This window comes from Candidatus Profftia sp. (ex Adelges kitamiensis) (genome assembly GCF_020342455.1).
Classification (GTDB): Bacteria; Pseudomonadota; Gammaproteobacteria; order Enterobacterales; family Enterobacteriaceae; genus Profftia.
On the sequence record NZ_CP080506.1, the window covers coordinates 358,127 to 383,660 of the forward strand.

14 protein-coding genes are annotated in these 25,534 nt (G+C 23.0%); 2 read left to right on the plus strand and 12 right to left on the minus strand.

Features of this window, described 5'->3' with window-relative positions:
- Window positions 1–338: 338 nt before the first annotated feature.
- The 8 genes from glnS to aroQ all read right to left on the minus strand — a co-directional run bounded on the left by glnS (window position 339) and on the right by aroQ (window position 13,630).
- Complete coding sequence (gene glnS, locus K0T98_RS00840; RefSeq protein WP_225639527.1) at window positions 339–2,006, minus strand: glutamine--tRNA ligase; 1,668 nt, start codon at window positions 2,004–2,006, stop codon at window positions 339–341.
- Between the two features lie 1,880 nt (window positions 2,007–3,886).
- The gene (gene fmt, locus K0T98_RS00845; protein WP_225639528.1) at window positions 3,887–4,843 is read right to left on the minus strand and encodes a methionyl-tRNA formyltransferase; all 957 of its coding nucleotides are present in this window, start codon (window positions 4,841–4,843) and stop codon (window positions 3,887–3,889) included.
- Between the two features lie 27 nt (window positions 4,844–4,870).
- Window positions 4,871–5,380, minus strand: coding sequence for a peptide deformylase (gene def / locus K0T98_RS00850; protein WP_225639529.1), 510 nt, complete (start codon window positions 5,378–5,380; stop codon window positions 4,871–4,873).
- 1,881 nt (window positions 5,381–7,261) lie between these two features.
- Window positions 7,262–8,359 (minus strand): redox-regulated ATPase YchF, encoded by a 1,098-nt coding sequence (ychF, locus tag K0T98_RS00855; protein ID WP_225639530.1) that lies wholly within the window; start codon window positions 8,357–8,359, stop codon window positions 7,262–7,264.
- A gap of 72 nt (window positions 8,360–8,431) precedes the next feature.
- On the minus strand, window positions 8,432–9,016 hold the full coding sequence (gene pth / locus K0T98_RS00860) for an aminoacyl-tRNA hydrolase (RefSeq protein WP_225639531.1): 585 nt from the start codon (window positions 9,014–9,016) through the stop codon (window positions 8,432–8,434).
- Between the two features lie 2,078 nt (window positions 9,017–11,094).
- Window positions 11,095–12,441, minus strand: a complete 1,347-nt coding sequence (accC, locus tag K0T98_RS00865; RefSeq protein ID WP_225639532.1) for an acetyl-CoA carboxylase biotin carboxylase subunit — start codon at window positions 12,439–12,441, stop codon at window positions 11,095–11,097.
- A 12-nt stretch (window positions 12,442–12,453) separates the two neighbouring features.
- Window positions 12,454–12,873: an acetyl-CoA carboxylase biotin carboxyl carrier protein gene (gene accB / locus K0T98_RS00870; RefSeq protein ID WP_225639533.1), complete on the minus strand. Its 420-nt coding sequence runs from the start codon at window positions 12,871–12,873 to the stop codon at window positions 12,454–12,456.
- A gap of 298 nt (window positions 12,874–13,171) precedes the next feature.
- Window positions 13,172–13,630, minus strand: coding sequence for a type II 3-dehydroquinate dehydratase (gene aroQ / locus K0T98_RS00875; RefSeq protein ID WP_225639534.1), 459 nt, complete (start codon window positions 13,628–13,630; stop codon window positions 13,172–13,174).
- Between the two features lie 3,492 nt (window positions 13,631–17,122).
- Here aroQ and hha point away from each other — a divergent pair.
- Complete coding sequence (hha, locus tag K0T98_RS00880) at window positions 17,123–17,326, plus strand: hemolysin expression modulator Hha (protein WP_225639535.1); 204 nt, start codon at window positions 17,123–17,125, stop codon at window positions 17,324–17,326.
- A gap of 868 nt (window positions 17,327–18,194) precedes the next feature.
- Here hha and minE read toward each other — a convergent pair.
- From minE to trmB, 4 genes are all read right to left on the minus strand, one after another.
- Window positions 18,195–18,464 (minus strand): cell division topological specificity factor MinE, encoded by a 270-nt coding sequence (minE, locus tag K0T98_RS00885; RefSeq protein WP_225639536.1) that lies wholly within the window; start codon window positions 18,462–18,464, stop codon window positions 18,195–18,197.
- 2 nt (window positions 18,465–18,466) lie between these two features.
- Window positions 18,467–19,279, minus strand: a complete 813-nt coding sequence (gene minD, locus K0T98_RS00890; RefSeq protein ID WP_225639537.1) for a septum site-determining protein MinD — start codon at window positions 19,277–19,279, stop codon at window positions 18,467–18,469.
- A gap of 24 nt (window positions 19,280–19,303) precedes the next feature.
- The gene (gene minC, locus K0T98_RS00895; protein ID WP_225639538.1) at window positions 19,304–19,987 is read right to left on the minus strand and encodes a septum site-determining protein MinC; all 684 of its coding nucleotides are present in this window, start codon (window positions 19,985–19,987) and stop codon (window positions 19,304–19,306) included.
- Window positions 19,988–22,057: 2,070 nt separating this feature from the next.
- Entirely contained in the window at window positions 22,058–22,774 is a 717-nt protein-coding gene (gene trmB, locus K0T98_RS00900) for a tRNA (guanosine(46)-N7)-methyltransferase TrmB (RefSeq protein WP_225639656.1), read from the minus strand.
- Window positions 22,775–24,465: 1,691 nt separating this feature from the next.
- Between trmB and rplY the strand changes: the two genes are divergently transcribed.
- Window positions 24,466–24,771 carry a 50S ribosomal protein L25 gene (rplY, locus tag K0T98_RS00905; RefSeq protein WP_225639539.1) on the plus strand — a complete coding sequence of 102 codons (306 nt, stop codon included), beginning with the start codon at window positions 24,466–24,468 and terminating at the stop codon, window positions 24,769–24,771.
- The last annotated feature ends 763 nt before the right edge of the window (window positions 24,772–25,534 follow it).

A 25,534-nucleotide genomic window follows, 5' to 3' on the forward strand; every position in this document is an offset into this window, starting at 1 on the left:
TTAATTCTTCTTTTATTATTATACGTATAAATATTTTTGTATTTAACAATATTCTCTAGATACAGGTATTCAGAGAATAAATACTACTTTAATTAAATTTAATTAAAGTAGTATTTATTTGTATTATTTGTTAATAGTTTTATAAACTAGTAAAATGTACTACATTAGTATTTGTAGATATCTTGTATAAATATATTATTAGAATACTTCAATACACTATATTTTCTATATATTAGATAAAAGTTATATTAGATTCGTGATCTACTTTTTTTATTGTTTTACTTATTATTGAAGTGAGTTGTATTATATTAATATATTTAATAATTATTTCATATGTATTATATTCTTATTTTATTCCAGGTCTCACGCAGAGTAACTGTACGATTAAAAACTAAATTGTCAGGTGTAGATTGTACATAATCTTTACAAAAATAACCTTCACGTTCAAACTGGTAAGTTATTTCAGGGGTTGCTGTATTTAGGCTTGGTTCTACAAACCCTCTACATATAATTAAAGATTCTTTATTAATAAGTGATAAGAAATTCTCTTCTGTATTTGGATTAGCTACGCTAAATAAGCGATCGTACAGATGGAAATGAGCTGGTAATGCGTGACTTCTGGAAACCCAGTGAATAACACTTTTTATTTTACTACCATCAGTGGGGTTTTTATTTAATGTATCTGGATTATAAGTGCAATAAATTGTAGTAATTTCACCTACATTATTTTTTTTAACTCTTTCCGCTTGAATGATGTATGCACTACGGAGACGTACTTTTCTACCTATTACTAAGCGTTTATAACTCTTACTAGGTTTTTCACTAAAGTCGGCGTGATCAATATATAGCTCACGACTAAATGGTACCTTACGTATACCATTCTCGGGTTTGTTTGGATGATTTAACATTGAGATCATTTCTATGCTATTTTCAGGCATATTTTCAATTACGACTTTTACAGGATTTAAAACAGCCATAGCGCGTGGTGCTATCTTATTAAGATCATCTCTTACACAAGATTCTAAAACAGCCATTGCTATATTATTTTCTTGCCTTGTTACTCCAATGCGTAGACAAAATTCACGGATAGAAGCCGGGGTATATCCACGGCGACGTAATCCAGAAATTGTTGGCATACGTGGATCATCCCAACCTTCTACTATATGTTTGATAACTAGCTGTTTTAGCTTACGTTTTGATATAATTGTATATTCAAGATTTAGACGAGAGAACTCATATTGACAGGGATGTTTTTGGATACTAATATTATTTAATATCCAATCATATAGGCGGCGATTTTCTTGAAACTCTAGTGTACAAATTGAGTGTGTTATCCCCTCTAGAGCATCGGCAATACAATGAGTAAAGTCATACATAGGATAAATACACCACTGATTACCTGTATTGTGATGTATAGCAAACTTTATACGATATAACACGGGATCGCGCATTATCATTAATGGAGAATTCATATCTATTTTAGCGCGAAGGCACAAGGTACCTTCAGCAAACTCTCTATTACGCATTTTTTCAAAAAGAACTAAATTATCCTCAATATTACGATTACGATATGGACTATTTTTGCCTGGTGTAGTTAGGGTTCCACGATATTGGCGAATTTTATCTGGATTTAACTCATCGACATAAGCTAAACCTTTAGAGATTAATTCTCTAGCATACTGGTATAGTTGTTTAAAGTAGTTTGAAGAATAGCGCACTTTTCCATCCCACGTAAATCCTAGCCATTTTATATCGTGTTTAATTGATTCAATATATTCAATATTTTCTTTGGTTGGATTAGTATCATCAAAACGTAAATAGCATTGACCATGATAATCTTTAGCTAAACTAAAGTTTAGGTAAATAGATTTTGCATGGCCAATATGTAAATATCCATTTGGTTCTGGCGGAAATCGGGTATGAACTGTAGAACATTTACCAGATGCTAGATCCTTATCTATGATTTGTCGTATAAAATTATTTTGATTTTTTTTAGTCTCACTCATTTTTATTCCTAAATTATACGGATGTTTATAATAATTTAATAATATTAAATGATAATATTAGTCATAATAATTGAAACTTTGCTGGTATAATAAGAGTTCTACTAACTTTTTAGCTATAAATTAATGCTAGATATTGATAGTATTTAATGTAAATTCAAAATGCGCACTCTATAATTATAAATTAATCTTTCTCCCTTATTTTTATTTTACTAATATTATAACCCCCGATGGTAAAATTACTCAGTAATCCTATATAGAAACTATTGATAATTTGATTCAAAATGTATTAAAATAAGATCATAGAGTAAGTTCATATAAATTATATGTATATATTGTTATAATATTTTATTAAAAAAATACTATTTAATAGTAACTATGAATAATATTAATTTATCAAACGTATTATTTATACAATATTATTTTATTCACCTAAGCTAGAATGTATTTAATCTTTTAATTGCTAATTAAGAAAATTATCCTGTAGTATACTACCGATTATTAATCAAATAAAATAGCAGTGAGTTATTGATTTTATTCCCTACGATCTTAAGATCGTAGCAGCTTATTTATTTAATATTTATTTTTTATAAAAATATTTTTGTATTTTTAGCATTATATTTCTTTTTTAATTTTTTAGTAAAGAAAAAATAAATTTTTATTTTATAAGGTTATCATTTAATTTATTCTTTTATTTGATTATTCTCTTTACAACCTCCCTCATATAGCAAGGTAATTTAATCTTAGAGATAATTTTAAAAATGTGATTAAAAATCAATTATATAATTTTATTATTATCATAAATTCCATTTATAATAGATTTATTTTAATAGTTTATTATTATTTTGTTTTTTATCAAACAGGTATAATATTGTAGATCCACTATATTTATATTTTTAATACTATTAATATTTACTATATCTTGTATTTTACTTCTAAATAACATAAAGAGTACTGCCGTATGAATAGTTACACTATTTTAAAATATAGTTACTGCATATATCTTATTTATTTACTATATGGGTGAAACATACTTTTAGTATTGTATGCTAAAAACTTTGATTAGTTATAAAAATATAAATTAATAAAAAGTATGATAAATATCATAAGATTCAGTTCTGTTTGAATATTAGATAGTTTTATTTAAATATTTAATTATTTATAGTTTATAAAGAAATTTATACAAAGATATATTTGATACTTTTATAACTAAATTAATATCTTATAAATAGTTTTATTATACTTACTAAGTATAAGCATTAATAAAAATAATTTTTAATGTATTAAAAAATATATTTCCAGATCAAATATATAAATTATAGAATTAAGTGTGGTAATACATACTATAATAATTATATGATACTGATCAATATCATATTAGTATTAAATACAAAGGAGTACATATAAAAATTAACTTTATGATTTATAAATATTATATATAAGATTAACATTGAGATATGAGCGGTGATTTTAAATCTATTAATACCTTTAAAATACTAGAATGTATTTTACAATAAATATGTATATACAATATATTTTATACACTTTGTAATTACTTATTCAACAGATATAAAATAATATCTAGATTTGAGTAATTATTTAATACTATTAGGAGTGAGACATAATAATTATAAATAATTATTTAAAATATCACTAGAATATTGAAGATCAATGTCTTAATAAGACTAAAGTAATATAAATATATATATGTTATTATATATAAGCTGATTTTTTTAATATAAAATTATTAAAACTTATTTTAAAGTACTAAATATTATTTAATACATAAAAAAATTAAAAATTACTTATTCAAATATTAGTTATAATATCATACTTTTAACTTAATATAATAAGATTAATTATTATTTATATGAAGTTACTATCTATTTTATTGAATCTAAAATAATACCAGGAATGAATAATTTGCTACGAGAATTTAGCAAATCACATGCAGAAATAATTCTTTTACCTGGAAGCTGTAGCTTAGTTATAATTAGCACTCCTTTGGCGGTAGCAACCGCAATACCATGCTTGTTAGCACTTATAATAGTACCTGGACTTTGCCCATAATTATCAAGATAAGCCCTGGATTCCCATACTTTTATAGGTTGATTATGTATTATAAAGAAACTAACAGGCCATGGATTAAAAGAGCGTACGTAACGTTCAAGGTTTATAGCAGGAAGATACCAGTCTAATAAAGCTTCTTTTTTGCTTAGCTTGTGAGCGTAAGTTACAAGACTTTCATCCTGAAACTTAGGAGTTATAGTACCATTAGATAGTTGAGTAATAGTGTTAATTAATATTTGAGGACCTATAGCTGCAAGTTTTTTATACAGTGTTGCACTGGTATCTTGAGTGGTTATTGGGCAAGTAACTTGATTCAGTATCTCACCAGTATCTAATCCTATATCCATTTTTATCGTGGTTACACCTGTTGTGGTATCGCCAGCCCACAATGCACGTTGAATAGGAGCTGCACCACGCCAGCGAGGAAGTAAGGAACCATGTACGTTAATACATCCTAAACGTGGTGTATTTAATATTTTTTTAGGTAGTATTAATCCATATGCTACTACCACTATTATATCGGCATTCAAATTAGAAATCCATATTTGATTATCTATTAAATTGAGTGATACCGGTTGTAATAGAGGTACATGGTGCTGTTTAGCTAAAATTTTTACTGGACTAGATATTAAATTATGACCACGACCTGAAGGTCTATCAGGTTGGGTTAATACACCAATTACTCTGTATTTTGAAGATAAAATCGCTCTTAAATGGTGGGCTGCAAAATCGGGAGTTCCTGCGAAAATAATACGTAAAGAATTAGACAATATTGTTTCCTAGTAATGATAAATAAATTAACTATTAGCTTGTTGTTTATATATTTTTTGTAACTTTTTATGTATAAGTTGACGTTTAAGAGGGGAGAGATAATCTATTATTAACTTGCCAAGTAAATGATCCATTTCATGCTGTATACAAATCGCTAATAGATCATTAGCATCTAGTTCAAATGTTTTTCCATTACGATCTAATGCCCTCACTCTTATTCTTGCAGCACGAGGAATTAGTACATGATATTCTGGGATTGACAGGCAGCTTTCTTTTATTCTTATTATACCATTATGTGTCAGTAACTTGGGATTTATCAGGATTAAATGTTGGTCTTTTTGGTGAGATATATCAATTACAATTATTCTATAATGAATATCTACTTGAGTCGCAGCTAAACCAATACCTTCTTCTGCGTACATAGTATGCAACATGTTATCAATGATGAGCTGAATTTTAGGTGTGATTTTTTTTACCAGCTGCGCCTTAGTGCGGAGTCGTTTATCTGGATAATATAATACCTGCAATAATACCATAAATGATTTTTTCAATGTTTTAGATGAAATAATTACTAATTAATAATAATATATTATTAGTTTGTATTGCAGTATCTATAACTAATCAATATTTATTAATAGTAATATGAAATATATTATATCTATATTAATAAAAATATATAAGAAATAACAAATATATTATAATATAAGTTGTATCTACAATAAAGTAATAGATTTAAGAAAATTATTGAGATTAACAATTAAAATCTAATAAAAATAAAATATTTTTTCAATTTTTTAAATACTAAATTATATTTATTGAAAAAGATACAACATAATCTAGGTTATATTAGATATAATATCTTTCATAAGACGTATTCATAATTAATCATTAATTATGAATACTATTTTACATGCAAGGTATTGTATTTTTATTACAAGATATTTATTAAAAATTATTTTAATTCATTCATTAAAGACTTATAATACTAATAATCTCTGAAAATATAAAAATAAAATAATTTTAATGAATTTTAATAAAATTAATCTATTTTTATTTGTTTTTTATTAAAAAAGATATATATGATACATGATCAAGGTATTATTACCAATAATATTAACTATATAAAATAGAAAATAAACAGGTATTTAATAATTCAATTCTAGTCACCATCAACGTGGATTATATCCAGTAAATTCTAGATAATAATTTGTTTATTATTTTGGTATAATCACGTAGTTTTTGTAGTAAAAAATATAGAGTAGTTATTCACTAGTAAGTTATTATTATGAATAAGTTATTTACTAGATCAGTAAATATCTTCTATTTATACTCTTTATTCTAATACTCAGACAAGTTAATTACGATTACATCGTATGTAATGATTATATATCTTATTTATTAATACTTATAAATTTAATAAAATATATGCAGTATGATGATTATCATATTAATATAATAAGTCATCACTACTATATTGCTACAATCATTTCTTATATAATTAATAGATTATTTATACCAGATAAATGTAAATATTTATTGAACTGAGTTTATAATTGTAAGATTTAAGTGTCTTAGGAAGACATTTTATATCTACGTATAAAATATAGGTATAGTATGTATTATTTTACAACAATCTATATGTATGTAATTTATGTATGTATATTCTAAATTTTATGTGATAGTATTTTATTAGGATAAGTTTTTGATGTCTCGATACAATATCTATAATAGAGAGATACTGCCCTATTAGGGATACTCTTTGATTTTAAAATTAAATTTTAAGTTTATTTTATAATTTCAAGCAAAGTTTAAAACTAAATATGTTTTATTTGGTTATTAATAGATAAATTAAATTATTATATATACTATAATCCTCACTTTTAGTGATTAATATCATAATAAATACTTGATATTGTAGTCTAAGACAATTAGATTATTTTCTACTGATTTTACTATCACTATGATCTATAGACTAGTTGTTATATATTAATAACTTTATTCAGTTTTTTCTTCTGGGTATTTGAGTTGAATATTTGATTCTTATAAATCAAAGTATTTAGAGATTGTATGATAATATTTTTTATATTAGTTTAAAAGTAGAATTCCTTACCTTGTTTTTAGTGACCATGTCTTATTATTTGTATAAATGTTCTTGATTATAATCATAAATTATTAATTATTAATTATTACTTTAGGTTTCTATAACCTATTATTACTTACATATAAATTATTTAACGATATTTTATTTTATGCTCACATTTAATAAATAATTAAGTTATTTTAATAATAATTGAATAATAAATAATTGCTGCAAAATATATACAAATAATGATAGTTTTAAATACAATATTTAAATTTTTTGAATAAAAATATATTTATTATTAAGTAATATTTTTGTTATATTTATAAATTAAAAATTAAGATTTAAATAAGAAATGTATTATATCACCATCTTTAACAATATAGTTTTTTCCTTCTGAATGTATTTTACCGGCTTCTCTTGCTCCCTGCTCACCTTTATAGGTAATGAAGTCACTATATGATATAGTCTGTGCACGGATAAAACCTTTCTCTAAATCCTTATGTATTTTACCGGCAGCTTTTGGTGCTGTAGTGCCAATAGGTATAGTCCACGCACGAACTTCTTTTATCCCTGCAGTAAAATAGGTTTGAAGTTTTAGCATTTTATAACTAGCATTAATAACACGATTTAAACCATACTCTTCTAGACCCATATCAGTAATAAATTCATATTTTTCTTCTTCATTGCAACAATACGCTATATCAGACTCAACTTTAGCACATAATGCTACTACTATAGAACCATCTTTAGTAGCTATTTTACGTACATCATCTAAATATGAGTTATTTTTCAAACCTTCTTCGTTGATATTAGCTATATACATAGTCGGTTTTAAAGTTAGAAAATTTAAATATCTTATTACTTCTTGTTCTTTTTCTGATAAATTTAATGCACGCAGCATCATACCATCTTTTTCTAACTGTTTTAGACATTTTTCAAGTATATATAATTCATATTTAATATCTTTATGGCTGCCTTTTATTTTTTTCTGTATGCGGTTTAATGCACGTTCACATGTATATAAATCTGATAGTGCTAGTTCAGTATTAATAATATCAATATCTTCTATAGGATTTATTTTATTATTAACATGTATAATACTGTCGTTTTCAAAGCAGCGTACAACATGACTAATCGCTTGGGTATCTCTTATATTATTTAGGAATTTATTTCCCAGACCCTCTCCTTTAGAGGCCCCTTTTACTAAACCTGCTATATCAATAAATTCCATTATAGCTGGTAGGACTCTTTTTGATTTAACGATATCAGATATTTTATATAGACGATCATCAGGTACATAAACAATACCGATATTTTGTTCAATAGTACAGAAGGGAAAATTAGCTGTTTCTATGTTAGCTTTAGTCATAGCATTAAAGAGAGTAGATTTTCCAACGTTTGGTAGACCTACAATACCACATTTTAATTTCATTCGTTCTATCACCTAAATTAATTATATAATCAAGAATTACTATACGTATTTTTTAAAGAAATAATATATTATTTATAGTATAGCTTTAAAACTATTCATTCGAGTCATTGCGCAATGAATGCCTTTTTTAAGTAGTAATGTAGTACATATAAGTGCTTCTTCTATAGAAGCATAAATAAGTAGTTGTTCACTAATTAAGGGATTACTAAGTACAAAATTAATAACCTTATTCTTATCTCCAGGATGTCCAATACCAATGCGTAAACGATAAAACTGATTACTATTACCAAGTTTAATCTGAATGTCTTTTAATCCGTTATGACCACCATTTCCTCCTATTTTAAATTTAGCAACACTTGGTGGAAGGTTGAGGTCATCATGAGCTACTAAAATTTCATTAGGTTGAATATGATAAAAAGTAGTTAATGCAGCAACAGCCTTTCCACTTAAGTTAATAAAAGTTTTTGGTATTAGTAAGTGTATGTCTGTATCTGCTAAATTTAAGTATGTAGTATATCCATAAAATTTACTTTTTTCTTTTAGAACTTTTCCGTTCTGCTGAGCTAATTTATTGATGAACCATGAACCTACATTATGACGATTTTTTGCGTATTGCACTCCAGGATTTGCAAGACCTACAATGAGCTTAATTGTCACATTTTATACCATTTATAATAGATTATTATGTCAGTATTTTTACTTATATATGATAATTTATAGTAAAAATATTTATTAATTTTTAGGAGTATGTGATTATAGGTGTAGTTGTATTTATTACAGTATTCTATATACTATATAGTATTAAAGTAAAAACAATTAATTTAATTATTTAACTATATTTAAAATCATTTAATTGGTATTCAATATGTATTTTGTAATGATATACAAATATCAAAGTTTATGTAAATATTATTTTTAATAATAACCAATCTATAAATTAGTATAATGATTTATAAAATTATTTATTTTTAAATACTCCATACTAGAGTAAAGTATATACTTTAACATTTTATAATGTTAGTAGTATAGTTAGCTATAAAAAGATATTATTATAATAATATATATTCTATCTTATAGATTTTCCCAAATAATCTAAATATAAATTTTTTTATTCTTAATGTACTAAGTTATATTTTTTATTATTATTAATGTTTTTTTGAAAAAAATTTTGATGTAATATAACTTAACATAAAGTTTGATTTAAGTGAAAGGGGATATCAAGTGAATAATTTAGGGAAATATTTTTACTATTGTATTAATACCATCTATCGTATCAGTTGTTTCGTTTGTTCTAGAAATATTAAAAATATTTTTATACTATTCATCAATTTACTCACCGATAATTATATAATAATATATTAGGGCTATATTTTAACAAAAGTAAAAGTAAAAGTAAAAGTAAATAAATTTTATCATTTTTAATAAACGTCATAGAAATTATATTTTTATATTACAAAATTCATATTTTATAATTAATTTATTATTAACTTATTATATTCTTTATAAATATTTATTTAGTATTATACTCTTCAGTATTAAGACAAATAGTTTATTTTTTACATTTTACCTCAAAGTAATAACATTAGAATATTTTTAAAACGTTATTAAAATAAGATTATTTAAGTGTTAAATTATATACAATTTATGTTGCTTAGATAAAAAAAGTGTCATTTATTAATAATTAATAAAAAATTTAAGATAGATACATATTGTGTATCATTTTTTACATATATATTGTAATTAATATATATGGTATTAAAGTATAGATATAAATTATCTATTTATTTTTAGTTACTTAACACCTTTATTCAAATAAATAATAAACATATCAATTATTACTTCTATATTAATATTTATTACTCATTTATACCATTCTGACTTGTTTAATTAATGTATCAATGAGTAGTATAAATAAAACACTTATCTATCATTTAAAATATATTTAATAATTGCTTATTACACCCCCCTTTATTATTATATTTAATATTTTATAAACTATATATAATAAAGAAATATTCTAGTACAGGTAATAACATTTATCACGATAATGAATTTTAATTTATAGCGCATAACATCTAACTCTTTTATCTTATAAAAATAATACTTTAATAAAGAATATATATTTCATTAAGTATTATTTTAAATCTTTTTGATGCACATCAAATAATACAATATATTAATATAATTTAAAATAATACATGTAACATAGTAAATAATTAATGATTAATGATTAATGATTAATGATTAATGATTAATAGTTGCGTAAGCTAACATAGGGGAAATACAGTACTTGTTGTTTTGTATATTAGTATTTATAGAAAACACATTATTTAAATGAGTTTAAGTAAAATATACCTTTTATTTATTATAAATTTTAATATTTTTAATACATTTACTATGTAAAATATTAATTACCATTATACCCAGTATTTTTTTTGCTAAAAATACTTATGTATTATAGCTAATTATTTAATTACTATTTTTATAACAACAAAGTATCTTATATATTTAAATAAATATTTAAGTTAGAGACATGAATCTAATAGTTATATTATAATCTAATATTTACAGTATTAAAGGATATAATATCAATTTTATATTAAATATTTATCTATATTTATTCTTATATTAATTAAGGTATACATATTAACTTGCTTTAAGTGTTAATATATAGTAATAATTAGCTATTCATAATTGTTTTATACTAATATCAATCATAAAATAATAGTACCTAGTTATTTTGTCTGTAAATTTAATTTTTGTTCTAGATAATGAATATTTGTACCACCACATTGAAATTTCTTATCATTCATAATATTTTGTTGCAGCTCAATATTAGTTTTTATGCCGTCTATAATAAGTTCTGATAAAGCATTTTTCATACGAGCAATAGCTACTTCACGAGTTTCACCATAGCATATAAGCTTACCTATCATTGAATCATAATATGAAGATATCGTATAACCTGCGTATATATGAGATTCCCAACGAACACCAAAGCCACCAGGTGCATGAAAACGTGTTATTTGACCTGGGCTTGGTAATAAGGTATCAGAATCTTCTGCATTAATGCGACATTCTACTGCATGTCCACGCACTTGAACTTCATGTTGCTTAATAGATAGAGAATGACCAGCTGCTATACGTAATTGTTCTTTTATTATGTCAATACCAGTGATCATTTCTGTTACTGGGTGCTCAACTTGAATTCGTGTGTTCATTTCAATAAAATAAAATTTGCCTTTTTCAAACAAGAATTCAAAAGTACCTGCACTACGATAGCCAATATCTATACATGCTTGAGCGCAACGTTCACCAATATAGCTACTTAGCTCTGGCGTAATTCCAGGAGGTGCTTCTTCTACAATTTTTTGGTGCCGACGCTGCATAGAGCAGTCACGTTCAGATAGATAAATCGCATTTCCTTGACCATCTGCTAATACTTGTACTTCAATATGACGTGGGTTTTCTAGATACTTCTCCATATAAACAATATCATTACTAAAAGCTATTTTAGCTTGTGCTCTAGTTGTGATAATAGACTGTTCTAGATTTTTGTTGCTATATACAACACAAATACCGCGCCCTCCGCCGCCTCTAGAAGCTTTAATCATTACTGGATATCCAATCATCTGAGCAAGAGCTTGGTTTTTTAATATATTATTTTCTAGTGGTCCATCGGACCCTGCAATACATGGTATGCCTGCTTTTTTCATTGTACTAATAGCTGAAACTTTATCACCCATAAGGCGTATAGTTTCAGCTCGTGGTCCGATAAAGATAAAGCCTGAACGTTCTATTTGCTCAGCAAAATCAGCATTCTCAGATAAAAATCCATAACCTGGATGAATAGCTACCGCGCCAGTAATTGCTGCTGCAGATATAATTTCAGGAATATTTAAATAGCTTTGAGTTGAAGGTGCAGGACCAATACAGACAGTTTCATCTGCTAATAACACATGTTTGAGATCGCGATCAACTGTAGAGTGTATTGCAACAGTCTTAATACCTAGTTCTTTACAAGCTCGTAATATACGTAATGCAATTTCACCTCGGTTTGCAATAACAATTTTATCTAGCACGATTTACCTCATTTATTCGATGGCAATTAGTGGTTCATCAAATTCAACTGGTTGACCATTTTCAACCATAATCTCTTTAACTACACCTGATTTATCGGCTTCAATATAGTTCATCATTTTCATTGCCTCTACAATACACAGTGGATCTCCTATATCTACTTTTTGACCAATTTCAATGAATGATTTAGCATCCGGATGCGGAGTACGATAGAAAATACCTACCATAGGAGAACGTACAATATGACTGCTATTACTTTTTACTAGATTTTCTGCTACAGATTCTGCTGTATAGTAAGGTTGTAGCATTGGTATGCTATTAGTTATTTTAGTGTTACTAATGCGTACTGATTCTTGACCTTCAGATATTTCTAATTCAAAGATGCTAGATGATTCTACTAGTTTGATGAGTTTTTTAATTTTACGAATATCCATCTATAATTCCGTACTCTATTATTGCATAGAATAGTTGATGGTCAAGCTTTCTTAAATAATAAGAGATCTTGCCATATAAAAATGTTGATATTTTAGAATACTTTGAAATTATTAAAATAATTTTTAATTAACTATCTTATTTAATATCTTAGCTCATTAACCTCAGTGAAATTAAATTATCTATCATAATATTTAGATAATTTTATCTTTACTAGTACATTTTAATTTAAAAAATAAGCATTTTAGCTTATATTTATTTAACCTCCCAAGTTATATTAGTCAGTGACTTTCAGGGGAGTTAAATATCCTTAGTTATTTGCAGAAAATTTACTGCCGCCTGTAATGCAAATATATATCCATCAACACCTAAACCACATATTACACCAACAGCAATATCAGATAAATATGAGTGATGACGGAAAGACTCGCGAGCGTATATATTTGATAAATGAATTTCAATAAAAGGGATATTAACAGCCAGTAGTGCATCTCGTATTGCTATACTAGTATGTGTTAATGCCGCTGGATTAATCAAAATAAAATCCATTTTATCTTTTGCATCATGAATGCGTTCAATAAGTTCATATTCAATATTAGATTGTAAATGAGTAAGAAAAACATTCATTTGACTAGTAGTTTGTTTTAGGAGTTTCACTATCTCTTTTAATGTTTTAATACCATATTGCTTTGGTTCGCGAGTTCCTAGTAAATTAAGGTTAGGACCATTTAAAAGTAAAATATTAAACTTAGATGACATATCTTTACTACCCCCCATAAACATCATATTATACTTAAAGTAAAGTATTTAACAAATTATATTAATCTTTAGTATTTATTTATTATATAAATTATAAACAAGTTTATAACTTTTAATAATTTTTATGAAATTATTAGAGATAATATTTCAATGCGTAAAATATTGTAAAAAAATCTTAACATCCTAATATAAATAAATATTTATATATTTAATTGTATCTAAGACTTATAATATATAAAATATTTTAACTGTTAATTATTACATTTTATAATAAGGATATTTTAATAAAAAAAATGATAATTACCTAAAAAAGTTTTGTTATAGATAGAATATCTATATACTATATGTAAAAATAATAACGATATATTAGTTATAACACATTGTTAATAATATTTAATAAAATTAATTAAGATATCATATAGAGTAAAGATATATTTTTAATAAAATATTAATATTTACTATATAGTAGCATCCAATGATCGTACTCAATTTAATATTTTAACAATTTATAATATTTATATAATATTATTATATTTATTATTATAGATATACTAAAGTGATACCTTAAAAAATAAAATTAAATAATTATACCCAAATTACCTTCTAACTTTATTGAGACTAATTTAGTATTTTTATTTATTTATTTATTTCTTTATGCTTTTATTACATCTTATAGTATTTTACTGATTGAATATAATATTTATCATGTAAAATATTAACATTTATCTAGTACAGCACGTGAGACTTATTTATAGTATATCAATTTTAAGCTTTATTTTGTTTATGAGTAAGTTATGATATTAATCATATAGAATATTAAATAAGGTGATAAGTATTTAAAGATTACTATAAATTATTAAAGTTTATATATCTTTTTTCAGCAATGTATTAATATTACATTTCTTCTTTCCATTCTATACTACCTATAATTAGAATAGTTTTATTAAAATTTAACTAATTATTATACTTTTATTTAATATTTTATGTTGAGATGAACTATCTTATTAACCTTATAAATACGTTATATATCAAATTATATTGTTATTTTGTAAATAACTTTCATAGAATATTGATAGAATCTTTCTAGAAATGCTATATATTATATAATAATATATTATCAATAAATAAAATATTTTATTTATAAGTAAAATATAATGAAGAGATTAATTTGATGAAGATAAACAAAGTATACATATAATTAATAATAATATTAATATTATTATCTATGTATTCCAGGATCTTGTAGTGATGTATAACATATGGTAAGAATATATTATAGTTTAATTATTTATTATCTGAGATATTTCGATTATATAAAAGTTTATAATATTTAATATCGAATAATCTTTATTTAGGATTATATCCATGTATATTACCACAATGTATTTAAGATTACTTTCTTTTTTATTTTATAATGACTATTTTTATTAAAGGGAAATATAATTTTATTATATTTAAAAATAGTTCTTAAGAGTTCTTATAATCTATCTGATATATTTTGTGTATTCTGTTTAATAGTTTTAGCTATACTTTACTTATTTGCTTATAATATACTCAAGGAAATTTGTTATTCATATTAATATACATTATAGAATAAAGGTATCAATAAATATTAATATAAATTTAATTATATAAATAGTGAATATGTTATATATATTTTTAATAATATAAAATTTACAAAAAAATTTAGATAATTAAGTATTAATTAATATAAGTTATGATACTACTAATAAAAATAATTTAATACATGACTAATACTCAGTATCAGTATCAGTAATATATTTTATTATTACTAGTCAAGTAAAAAACTGTAATAAAAATTATAAATAAAATTGATTAGTTTCTCTACTAATCTTGTAAAGGATAGTATACCAAAGTATACTGAATAAGTTTATTAAAAATATTTAAGACTATTTTAATCTACTAAAAAATATTAAAAATAATTAAAGAATTGTTTTATTAGATAAAACCTATTTTATAGTTATTTTTTTAATAAAATAGTAGAAAAATCTTAGTTGTATACAATATATTTCAATGTTTTTTCTTAATACTTAGTGGTAATTTAGTATTTATTTTAATATAGCGAATCTAGAAAGTATAGTAATAATAGTAAATACCATGTACAAAAGTTACTTGAGGATAGTAAAAGGACTGTAAAAAGATATTATAGTTTAGCTTTGTAGTATTATTACCTCGATATGTTAGTATATTATTAATTGATTTATAGAATATATTTAATTCTTATTTCATAAGAAATATTAAGTAATTAATAGCATATTTTATGTAATTTTATTTTTATGATTTTATATTATTATTGTTAATATATATTTTTTTGAGTAAAATATAAGCAGTGTTTTTATAGATTTATAAAAAATAATTTAGCAAAACTCTTTCATTATGTAGCTAAACTTACTTAACGTATTATTCTTAATAAGAATAATACAATTTAATTAATCTATGGTATTAATATTTTAAAGGATTCAGACAACTATCTTCTTTAATTTTATATATTTAAGATTAATGAAATTAATATATTAGATATAGTAAATTATTTTCCTATTTTATGGGAACTATATTATAGTACTATTACTAATATAACTAGTTATAATGATCTATAGTAAATCGGTGTAGTAATATTAGATTGTATTATTCTAATATAATATTAAATCAATGTAAAATACAGTTATTAAAATTTTTTTGATAAATTAATAAGTAATTGTTACTTAACAAAGCATAAAATAATTATATATGTAAGTAATTTATTTCATTCATCAATAATAATTATATTTTAATCTGTATATTAGGTAATAATATAGTTACGTTAATAACAATATTTTATTAATACTGAAGATGTTACAAGTTGTGTTAATGAATAAACAATAATAATAAATAAACTGATCTATATCAATTATTTTTTTAGTTAGAGCATTTTAATAAATAAAATCGGTATTAAGGTTGCAATAAATTAGATCACATATTATAAAGTAAACTAATAAATTTTATCCTCTATAACTAATATTACACAATGCACGTACTATGTATCTTTCTTCTAACATGTAAAATTTTATATAGTTATTCTACTTATTTAGAAGTTATAGTATTAGTAAGGTTAAGATTGATAATCTTATTAAATATTTATAAATAACTATATCAATAATGAAATATTAACTTATCTTTCTAATAAGATATAAGGTTGTAAACATTATTATATATTTTGATATGGGAATTAAGAATATTACACTGATTTAGTAAGTTACCTAAACTGAAGTTACTATTAGTATTTTATACTATTTAATAATCACAATAAGTATAGTGTTTAAAAGGTAAGTGATGGATAAGTAAATAATAGTTTATTTGGCGTTAGTATTACGCTTTAAAAAATCTTTTTTGCATAATTTATAATAATAAAACTTACAAAAATATATTTTTGTTATTTTGCCGAGTTAAAAATTAGTGTCTGTTTTTAATTTTACTTTCTATATTAGGGTTTTTATGACTAAAAATGATTACCTCATGCGCTTGCGTAAGTGTACTACACTTGGAACTCTTGAGCGTATAATTGAAAAAAATAAGTATAAACTTTCTAATGATGAGTTAGAGACTTTTTATTCTGCAGCTGATCATCGTTTAGCTGAATTAACAATGAACAAGTTATACGATAAAATTCCTATTGAAGTTTGGAAATATATAAGGTAAACAATATTTTTATTTATTCTATATAAAATAAATAAAATTTTCAAATCAAATAGATACAATATATCCCATTAAACTACTTGGAAAAATTAACTATACAATACTGATTGTAGTAATATCCACGTATATCATACGATAATTGGTATGCATATAAATGAAATATTTTATAACATATGAAATTAATAAAGAGAATTATATTTTATTAAAATTTATCTTTACTATAGTAAAGATAAATTACTAATAGTAATAGTAATATAATTTACATATACTAAATGAAGCATGATACAATTATTTATTTTACTAAGCTATAAATATTAATAATAAGGAATACGCATTAAGTATGGTATTAATTTTTTACTTTTATTTACTATAGAAACTGTGATTATTTGTTAATAACTACCGCACTTACTCATTGCATAATACTTAAAGGGGATTTTATAATATAATTATAGTACCCTTTATATAACAAGGATAAAGAAATAGTAGAATAATCAAAACATAGATAATGAACTATAATTTCATAAAATAAATCAATATTAATTTAAATAAATTACTTAGGTATAAAGAAAAAAATGAACGCTATCTTAGCCTATAATTATTATGCTTTATATTAAGGGTTGCTTAAATAAGTATTTTAAATATGCTATAGTACTATTAAATATAGTAATGTAAGTAATATTCATAAATATAATGTTATTATTTTGTAAACATTATTAATGTTTAATCATGTTATATAAAATAAAAACTGGTTATGTATATTATTATGTATATTTATTTTTATTTATATATTATTAAGTTAATTAGAAAATTTATTCTAATTAATAATTAGGTTTTATTGTCTATTTTAGAATTATTGGATAGACTTAAATAATTATTTAATTGACTCTTCTATTTGAGATAAAATAACATTCAGTTCTAATACTGAAATATCATTTTCTTTTTGTTCAAACTCTATTGTTAGCATTTCTGGATTAATTTGTACATAGTTACAAATCACAGCTAAAATATCGCGCTTTAATTGGGGTAGATATTGTGGGCCACAATTATCTTGACGTTGCTCTGCAACGATAATTTGTAGACGTTTTTTAGCTATATTAGCTGTTTGTTTTTTGCGCGATAGGAAGAAATCAAGTAATGCCATTTTTATCCTCCTAATAAACGTTTCAGAAAGCTTTTTTTATTTTCTTCAATAAATCGGAATACACGTTCTTTTCCTAGTAAGCGATCTACTAAATCTTGGTAAGATTTACTTGCGTCTGATTTCTCATCTAGTATAACAGATTTACCTTGGTTTGATGCTCGTAGTACTGATGTACTCTCAGGAATTACACCAATTAATGGAATACATAAAATATCTAGTATATCATTGACACTTATCATATCACCATTACTCACGCGACTAGGATTGTATCTAGTTAATAATAAATATTCTTTAATTGGTTTTTCACCTTTTTCCGCGCGACGAGATTTAGAAGCTAAAATACCAAGTATTCTATCGGAGTCACGTACAGAAGAAACTTCTGGGTTAGTTGTAATAATGGCTTCATCGGCAAAATAAAGCGCCATAAGTGCTCCAGTTTCAATACCCGCAGGAGAATCACAGACAATAAAATCAAAACTCATATTTTTTAGATCATTTAAAGTCTTTTCTACACCTTTATATGTCAGGGCGTCTTTATCACGAGTTTGTGATGCAGGAAGAATATATAGATTTTCTGTACGTTTATCTTTTATTAATGCTTGATTTAGGGTTGCATCGTGCTGAATTACATTTACAAAGTCATATACCACACGACGTTCACAACCCATAATAAGGTCTAAATTACGTAAACCAATATCAAAATCTATAACAACAGTTTTTTTACCTTTTTTAGCTAAACCTGTTGCAATAGCTGCGCTAGAGGTGGTTTTACCAACCCCTCCTTTACCAGATGTAACAACAATAATGCGTGCCATGTTATTTATTCCTTTTTTACAGGCTTAGAATAGAGATTCTACAGTTAAAGCATTATCATTAAGGTTAAACCTAGCAGATTGCCCATAAAAAGACTTGGGGATCTGATTGCTAATCCAGTAATACCCTGCTATAGAAACTAGTTCAGCAGCAAGGTTTGCACAAAAAATTTGACTAGATACATCCCCGCTAGCACCAGCAAGTGCGCGTCCACGTAGTATACCATAAATATGTATATTGCCATCAGAGATAACTTCAGCGCCTTCGCTTACGCTACTAATAATAATTAAATCGGAGTCTCGTGCATATATTTGTTGTCCAGACCTAATAGGTGTGTTAATTATGCGAGTTTTTACTGGCATATATTGCTTTTGAGATGTAATGAAATAATTTTCATTAATGACCTTACCTTCACTTAGTAATGGTAGACCGCAATTAGTTATATCAGTTTTAAGTTTTTCATCTTTGCAACCACTTACACCAATAACATGAAGTCCAGCTTCGGTTATAGTATGTTGTAATTTTTTCCAGTTTACGCTTTCATAAACTTTAGAAATATTAACAACAACTGGTGCATTTTTTAAAAATATAGGATTTTGTATATTCTTTTTAATTAAAGCTTCATGTATGATCTCCGATCTTGAAGTATATAAATGAATTACTGCAAGAGTAAAATTACTGCCTTTTATTTCTATTAGTGATTGTGGCATTTATTGCAACTCATATTGAGCAATATAGATCCCCATTAATAATTATTAAATAGGTATAGTAATATATTGTATATTAAACACATCATAGATAGTATTACATCTAGACAAGTTACCGGATAAATTTATTATAATTCATATAAGTTCTACCATATAAAAATTTTAACATATGATAAGATCAATTTTAATATGAAAGATATAATAGTTTTTAAATACCTAAATTTTAAATAAATTTTATTAATTTATAATTAGTAATGATTATCTGTTTATCTATCTAATATTTAAAATATTTTCTTATAAGGAATTATAGTATTCAAATTTTTTCTAAAAAAATATCATTTATATATTTAACATTTTAGATACTAAAGATAATATCTATACGTATATTAGATAGATTTATAAAATTAAAATAGTATATTTAGTGAATATTATTTGAGTAATCTTTCATGTTAATATTAAATGTAGAGAACATAACACTATTATAGATAATAATCTATAATACAAGATTAAGTATTAATATTTTAACTAAAAGTATTTTATTTAGTTATTTTCTAGTGTATAATCAAGTATAGTATTTAATACTAAAAATTTAATATTATTATTTTTTTTACTTTCTTACTTTTAAAAAAAATAATAATTTAATATAATTAATAAATTATATTAAATGTAAGTTTATAAAGTATACTATTATTAGTAGTAATTATATGTTAAAATGGTATGATGTTTTTTATTAAAGTTATTAGATTTTAAATGCATACTATTTAGTATGCAAGATATATCGGTATTTAAATCTTATGTAAATACAGAAATTTAAAGTAAAAACAATAAGTATTTAGTGATCAATCTTTAGTGAAATATAACTAAAAATATATTTACTATATGTAAGATCAATTAATATTATTTAGAATATTTAAGGTGAGATAGATATTGTGATGATTGCTAATAAATAATTCTTACCTAATTTACTATATAATTATAAAAATGTAAATATTTATAATACATAATGATTAACAGTAAACGCTTAAATGATATTTTGTAGTTAAATAAAAACTTAATAATATTATTATGTATTACAAATCCTTAGTATTAGAAAACTAAAGATATAAATAGTATGTATTAGGTATGCAATATTATTACCTGATTGATTTAGTTATATTAATAATTTGAAATATTTAACTAGGGTTGATATCTCTTAATATTAAATTACGATTATTTTATATTATACTGATAATAAGATAACGATAAAAATAATTATTATCTATGTATTTAATATTTCATAGAGATATTTTTTATTATATTTAAGTTTCATATAAATTTATTGTTAGTAATTAAAATTTAAAAAAGTGGTTTAGTGTATTTAAAGATTGATATGAAATTACTAGAATGTTAATAACATTCTGTAAAATTATATAGATTAATAATCTTTATATTTTTTATTATTAACTTAAATTGTAAATTATTAAGAGCTATAGATATTTGATATCACCTTAATATTGAAAAATAAACATTATTTTATATAACAAAAGATACTTCCCTTAGTACTAAGAAAACTAATAATTTTGTAAATATATATTGTAATATTTTTAGTTAATTTTATAGGTTATAAAGTTATATAACTATAAAATGGTTTTATTCTTGTTTTATTTTTAGAATAAATTTACTACTATGTTGTATTAAAATTATTAATAATTACTTTTTTATTTATAGTTGTTAAAGTTTTTTATATAATTTATAAATGATAAATCTAATAAATTTTTATTAAAAAAGTTTTTGTAAGTTGTGTTTTTAATGAATTAATGTTTTTATTTTATTTAGATACATTAACACTTCTATATTATTATTTTTAATATTCATCTAAAAATTTTATTTAATCTTTTAATATGTTATTGAAGAATATTATATTTTAGTATTAAAAGTTAGGTTTTTAGAGTATAAATATTATTTTACTATAAGTGGCATTACTAATGCAATCTTTTAATTATATTTATCATCGTAATAATTATTATTAAATTAGATTTTAATTATAATCCAACTATATTAAGTGATTAAGAAAATATAAATAATTAATATTAACTATAGTCTCTTAAACATTAAGTCCCAGGTATCATGTCCTAAATTTTTACTAATTATTTCAAACTTAGTTAATGGACGTGAGTCTGGCCTAGTAATATATGTGTTATATTTAGATATATTCTGATAACCTGGTATATTATTCATTACTGTTAGTATATATCTAGCATAGTCTTTCCAATCTGTTGCGATATGAAGAAAACCTCCTATTTTTAACTTGCTCTGTATTTGTTTAGCAAATAAAGATTGTATTAAGCGGCGCTTATGATGTTTACTTTTTTGCCATGGGTCAGGGAAAAATAGCTGAACTATTTCTAGTGATTTTTCTGGAATCATTTTATTTACTACTTCAAAAGCATCGTGATGTATGATACGCAAATTAGTTATATTAGCTTGATGTGTACTCTTTAAACATGCAATAATCCCTGGTAGATAAACTTCTATACCGAAGAAATTTTTTTGGGGTTGCTGTTGTGCCATAGCAACCAATGATAACCCTATACCAAAACCAATTTCTAGTACAGTAGGTGCGTCACGGCCAAATAAAGATATCAGATCAAGCTGTAGATGTTGAAAATCTACTCCAATTAAGGGCCATAAATTATCCAATGCAAATTGTTGTCCTTTACTTAATTTCCTATGACGACGTACAAAACTTGGAATATGTCGTATAATTTCTTTGTTATTATCATATTTTAGTAAGACTGCATTATTCATAATATTTTTATACTTTAATATAGAGGTTAGAAATTAATTAATTTATAATATCACGTAGCATGAGCCAATTTTAAATTTTAAATTTTAAATTTTAAATAATTAATTATACATAATAGTATTACTTACATTAATAAATATAATAATAAAAATTATTTATATGTGATATAAAATAAATTATTATATACTAGTGAGTAATAGATATTATTACTTTATTATATTAATAATTATATCTAAATAATAAATTTTATTGTATGATTTTATCATTTATACTAGGATAAACTAATTATCAGTGGTACTACTATTATTAGTAATAGAATCATATTTTTTAAGAAAAAATTAACTTATTATATTTGAGGTACCTAAGTAGATAAACTTATTGTTAAGTCATTACTATCGAAAAATATTCTAACCTAATATTATTATATTGTTTAATAAAAGTACAATAATATTATTATTTCTATATTAGATATTTTAGTAGAAATTACTATTAAGTAGTATAATTTTCTTAAGTATAATCAGTTATAATAATATTATTTATTCTTGTTATTAATACAACTTATAATAAATTTATATTTTTATTTCAAATACAGTATTAAATAAAAATGTTTTTGCGTGCAATATATTAAAAATATTTCTTTTTTATAAAACTATTATTAAATATATATAAATATAAGTTTTTTTATATACTTATATTTATCAACTAAATTGTATTAACTAGAAAAAAATAATTAAATAGTTAATAACTATAGTTTTCCTAGTATGTTACTTATGAGCTCTTTCACATAACTTTAAGTATATATTTATTTATAATAAAATTATAATTTTATAACTATATCTTATATTAATACCTTTATCAGTAGATCAATATACCTAGATAGTTGGATTTATTAATTCATCTATACTTTAATCTCTAACATATTAGAATAATATTTAGTCAGTAATAAAATCTAACATATCTGTAATTTTTACTATAAAAGAGTAATTATATATTTAAATTATTTGAGTTTATTAAAGAAGGTAAGTATTGTAAATACACTGTTATTATATCGATAAAGAAAATTATATTAAACTAATTTTAAGTATACTGTTTTAACTTATTTTAAAAAAACCTTGTATTAGTGTGATACAATCATTTCTTATAATTTGCTATATAATAATAATATGTATAAATATAATCATATTATATTTATAATAGTAAATATATACTGGTCATCTAAATATATAAAAATTTTTATATTATATAATAGTTTTTCCGTGTATTTTTTATACAGTTCTAGTTTCTAGAATGCATATAAATTAAGTTGTTATTAAGATAAATATTAATACAATATTAATATTTAATAAATTTTTATAATGGAACATTATATTACTATACTACACAGATTATATAGAAATACTGCTACATATATTTTTACTTATATATTAAAGAAAATAATAATTTTTAAGAGTCACTATAACGATAGTTGTATTAATACATAAGATATTTCTTGAAGTTTTATTATAATTCTATAGGTAAAGATGTTTTATTAGTTATTTGTAAAAATAAAGGCTAATAAAAATATATTTATTTGATATAATAAATATATCCTGATATAATGCAACTATATTATATTGCTGATTAAGATAGTACTTATAATTCAGTCTTTTTGCTAAGTTACCTATAATAAATATAAATTTGAGATAAAATATAAAATATGTTAACTATTAAAGCAAATATACGTAAAGATCAAGGTAAAAGCTCTAGTCGTCGACTACGTATTTCTGGTAAGTTACCTGCTATTGTTTATGGTAACAATACAAAACCAGTATCGGTATCAATCGCACATGATGCTACCTGGAATATGCAAGAAAAAAAAGAATTTTATGCAGAGGTCATTACTCTAATAATTGACGAAAAAAAACATAGTGTTAAGGTTCAGGCTATTCAACGCCACCCTTTTAGACGTAAACTCATACATATTGATTTCTTGCACATTAAATCACCTACAATATTTAGCTAAATTAATTTAGTTTTAAATAAAATTATCAAGGTTAATATAGATATAATTTTTATAGATAGATGAAAAATCTAAAATAGATAATCTAGGTTTATTATAGTAAAATCTATATAGATTTTACTATTTTATTAACTAAATATTACTTTAATATGTTAAATATGACAGTACAGATTAACTCATCAATCATTCAGCTACATATATTATTCTACAATCAAGTTATTAATATAAATTAAGTTATAACCATAACTGAATTTATAGAGAAATGCGTACTTACCTTATATTTTTAAGGACTTATAATTAACATGTCGGACAGCTACAGATAGTTACTTATTACGTTTTTATATACATTTGATAATAAGATTATAATAAATAACAACAGTTTTAAACTATTGCACTCAAAAAAAATAGAAGTCTCTATTTAATATTAGATTTAAATAAACTATAAATTAATAGTATTAATTTATCTTAATTTTAATAAATAATATTATAATCACTGATTATACTTAAAAAAATTCTATCTCTTAATAAGAAATAAAAATAAATATATATAAACTTTGTTATTAATAATTTAAATTAACATTTTTAGTATAAAATACTAGAACTATTGTTTTTTATTACTAAACAATATATAATATTGGTTAAGAATATTTTTACATAATAATTACCTATTAATAGATATATGCACGTAGATAACTAAATATAGTAAGTTAATTTTTTCTTAAGGAATCTAATATATAGTTAGAACTATATAGGTCATTTTTAATAA

Coding starts and splice junctions, on each gene's coding strand:
- rplY (WP_225639539.1), top strand. CDS start 24,466: ATGTTAACTATTAAAGCAAATATACGTAAAGATCAAGGTAAAAGCTCT.
- minC (WP_225639538.1), bottom strand. CDS start 19,987: ATGCCACAATCACTAATAGAAATAAAAGGCAGTAATTTTACTCTTGCA.
- minE (WP_225639536.1), bottom strand. CDS start 18,464: ATGGCATTACTTGATTTCTTCCTATCGCGCAAAAAACAAACAGCTAAT.
- aroQ (WP_225639534.1), bottom strand. CDS start 13,630: ATGTCATCTAAGTTTAATATTTTACTTTTAAATGGTCCTAACCTTAAT.
- glnS (WP_225639527.1), bottom strand. CDS start 2,006: ATGAGTGAGACTAAAAAAAATCAAAATAATTTTATACGACAAATCATA.
- minD (WP_225639537.1), bottom strand. CDS start 19,279: ATGGCACGCATTATTGTTGTTACATCTGGTAAAGGAGGGGTTGGTAAA.
- def (WP_225639529.1), bottom strand. CDS start 5,380: ATGGTATTATTGCAGGTATTATATTATCCAGATAAACGACTCCGCACT.
- hha (WP_225639535.1), top strand. CDS start 17,123: ATGACTAAAAATGATTACCTCATGCGCTTGCGTAAGTGTACTACACTT.
- accB (WP_225639533.1), bottom strand. CDS start 12,873: ATGGATATTCGTAAAATTAAAAAACTCATCAAACTAGTAGAATCATCT.
- ychF (WP_225639530.1), bottom strand. CDS start 8,359: ATGAAATTAAAATGTGGTATTGTAGGTCTACCAAACGTTGGAAAATCT.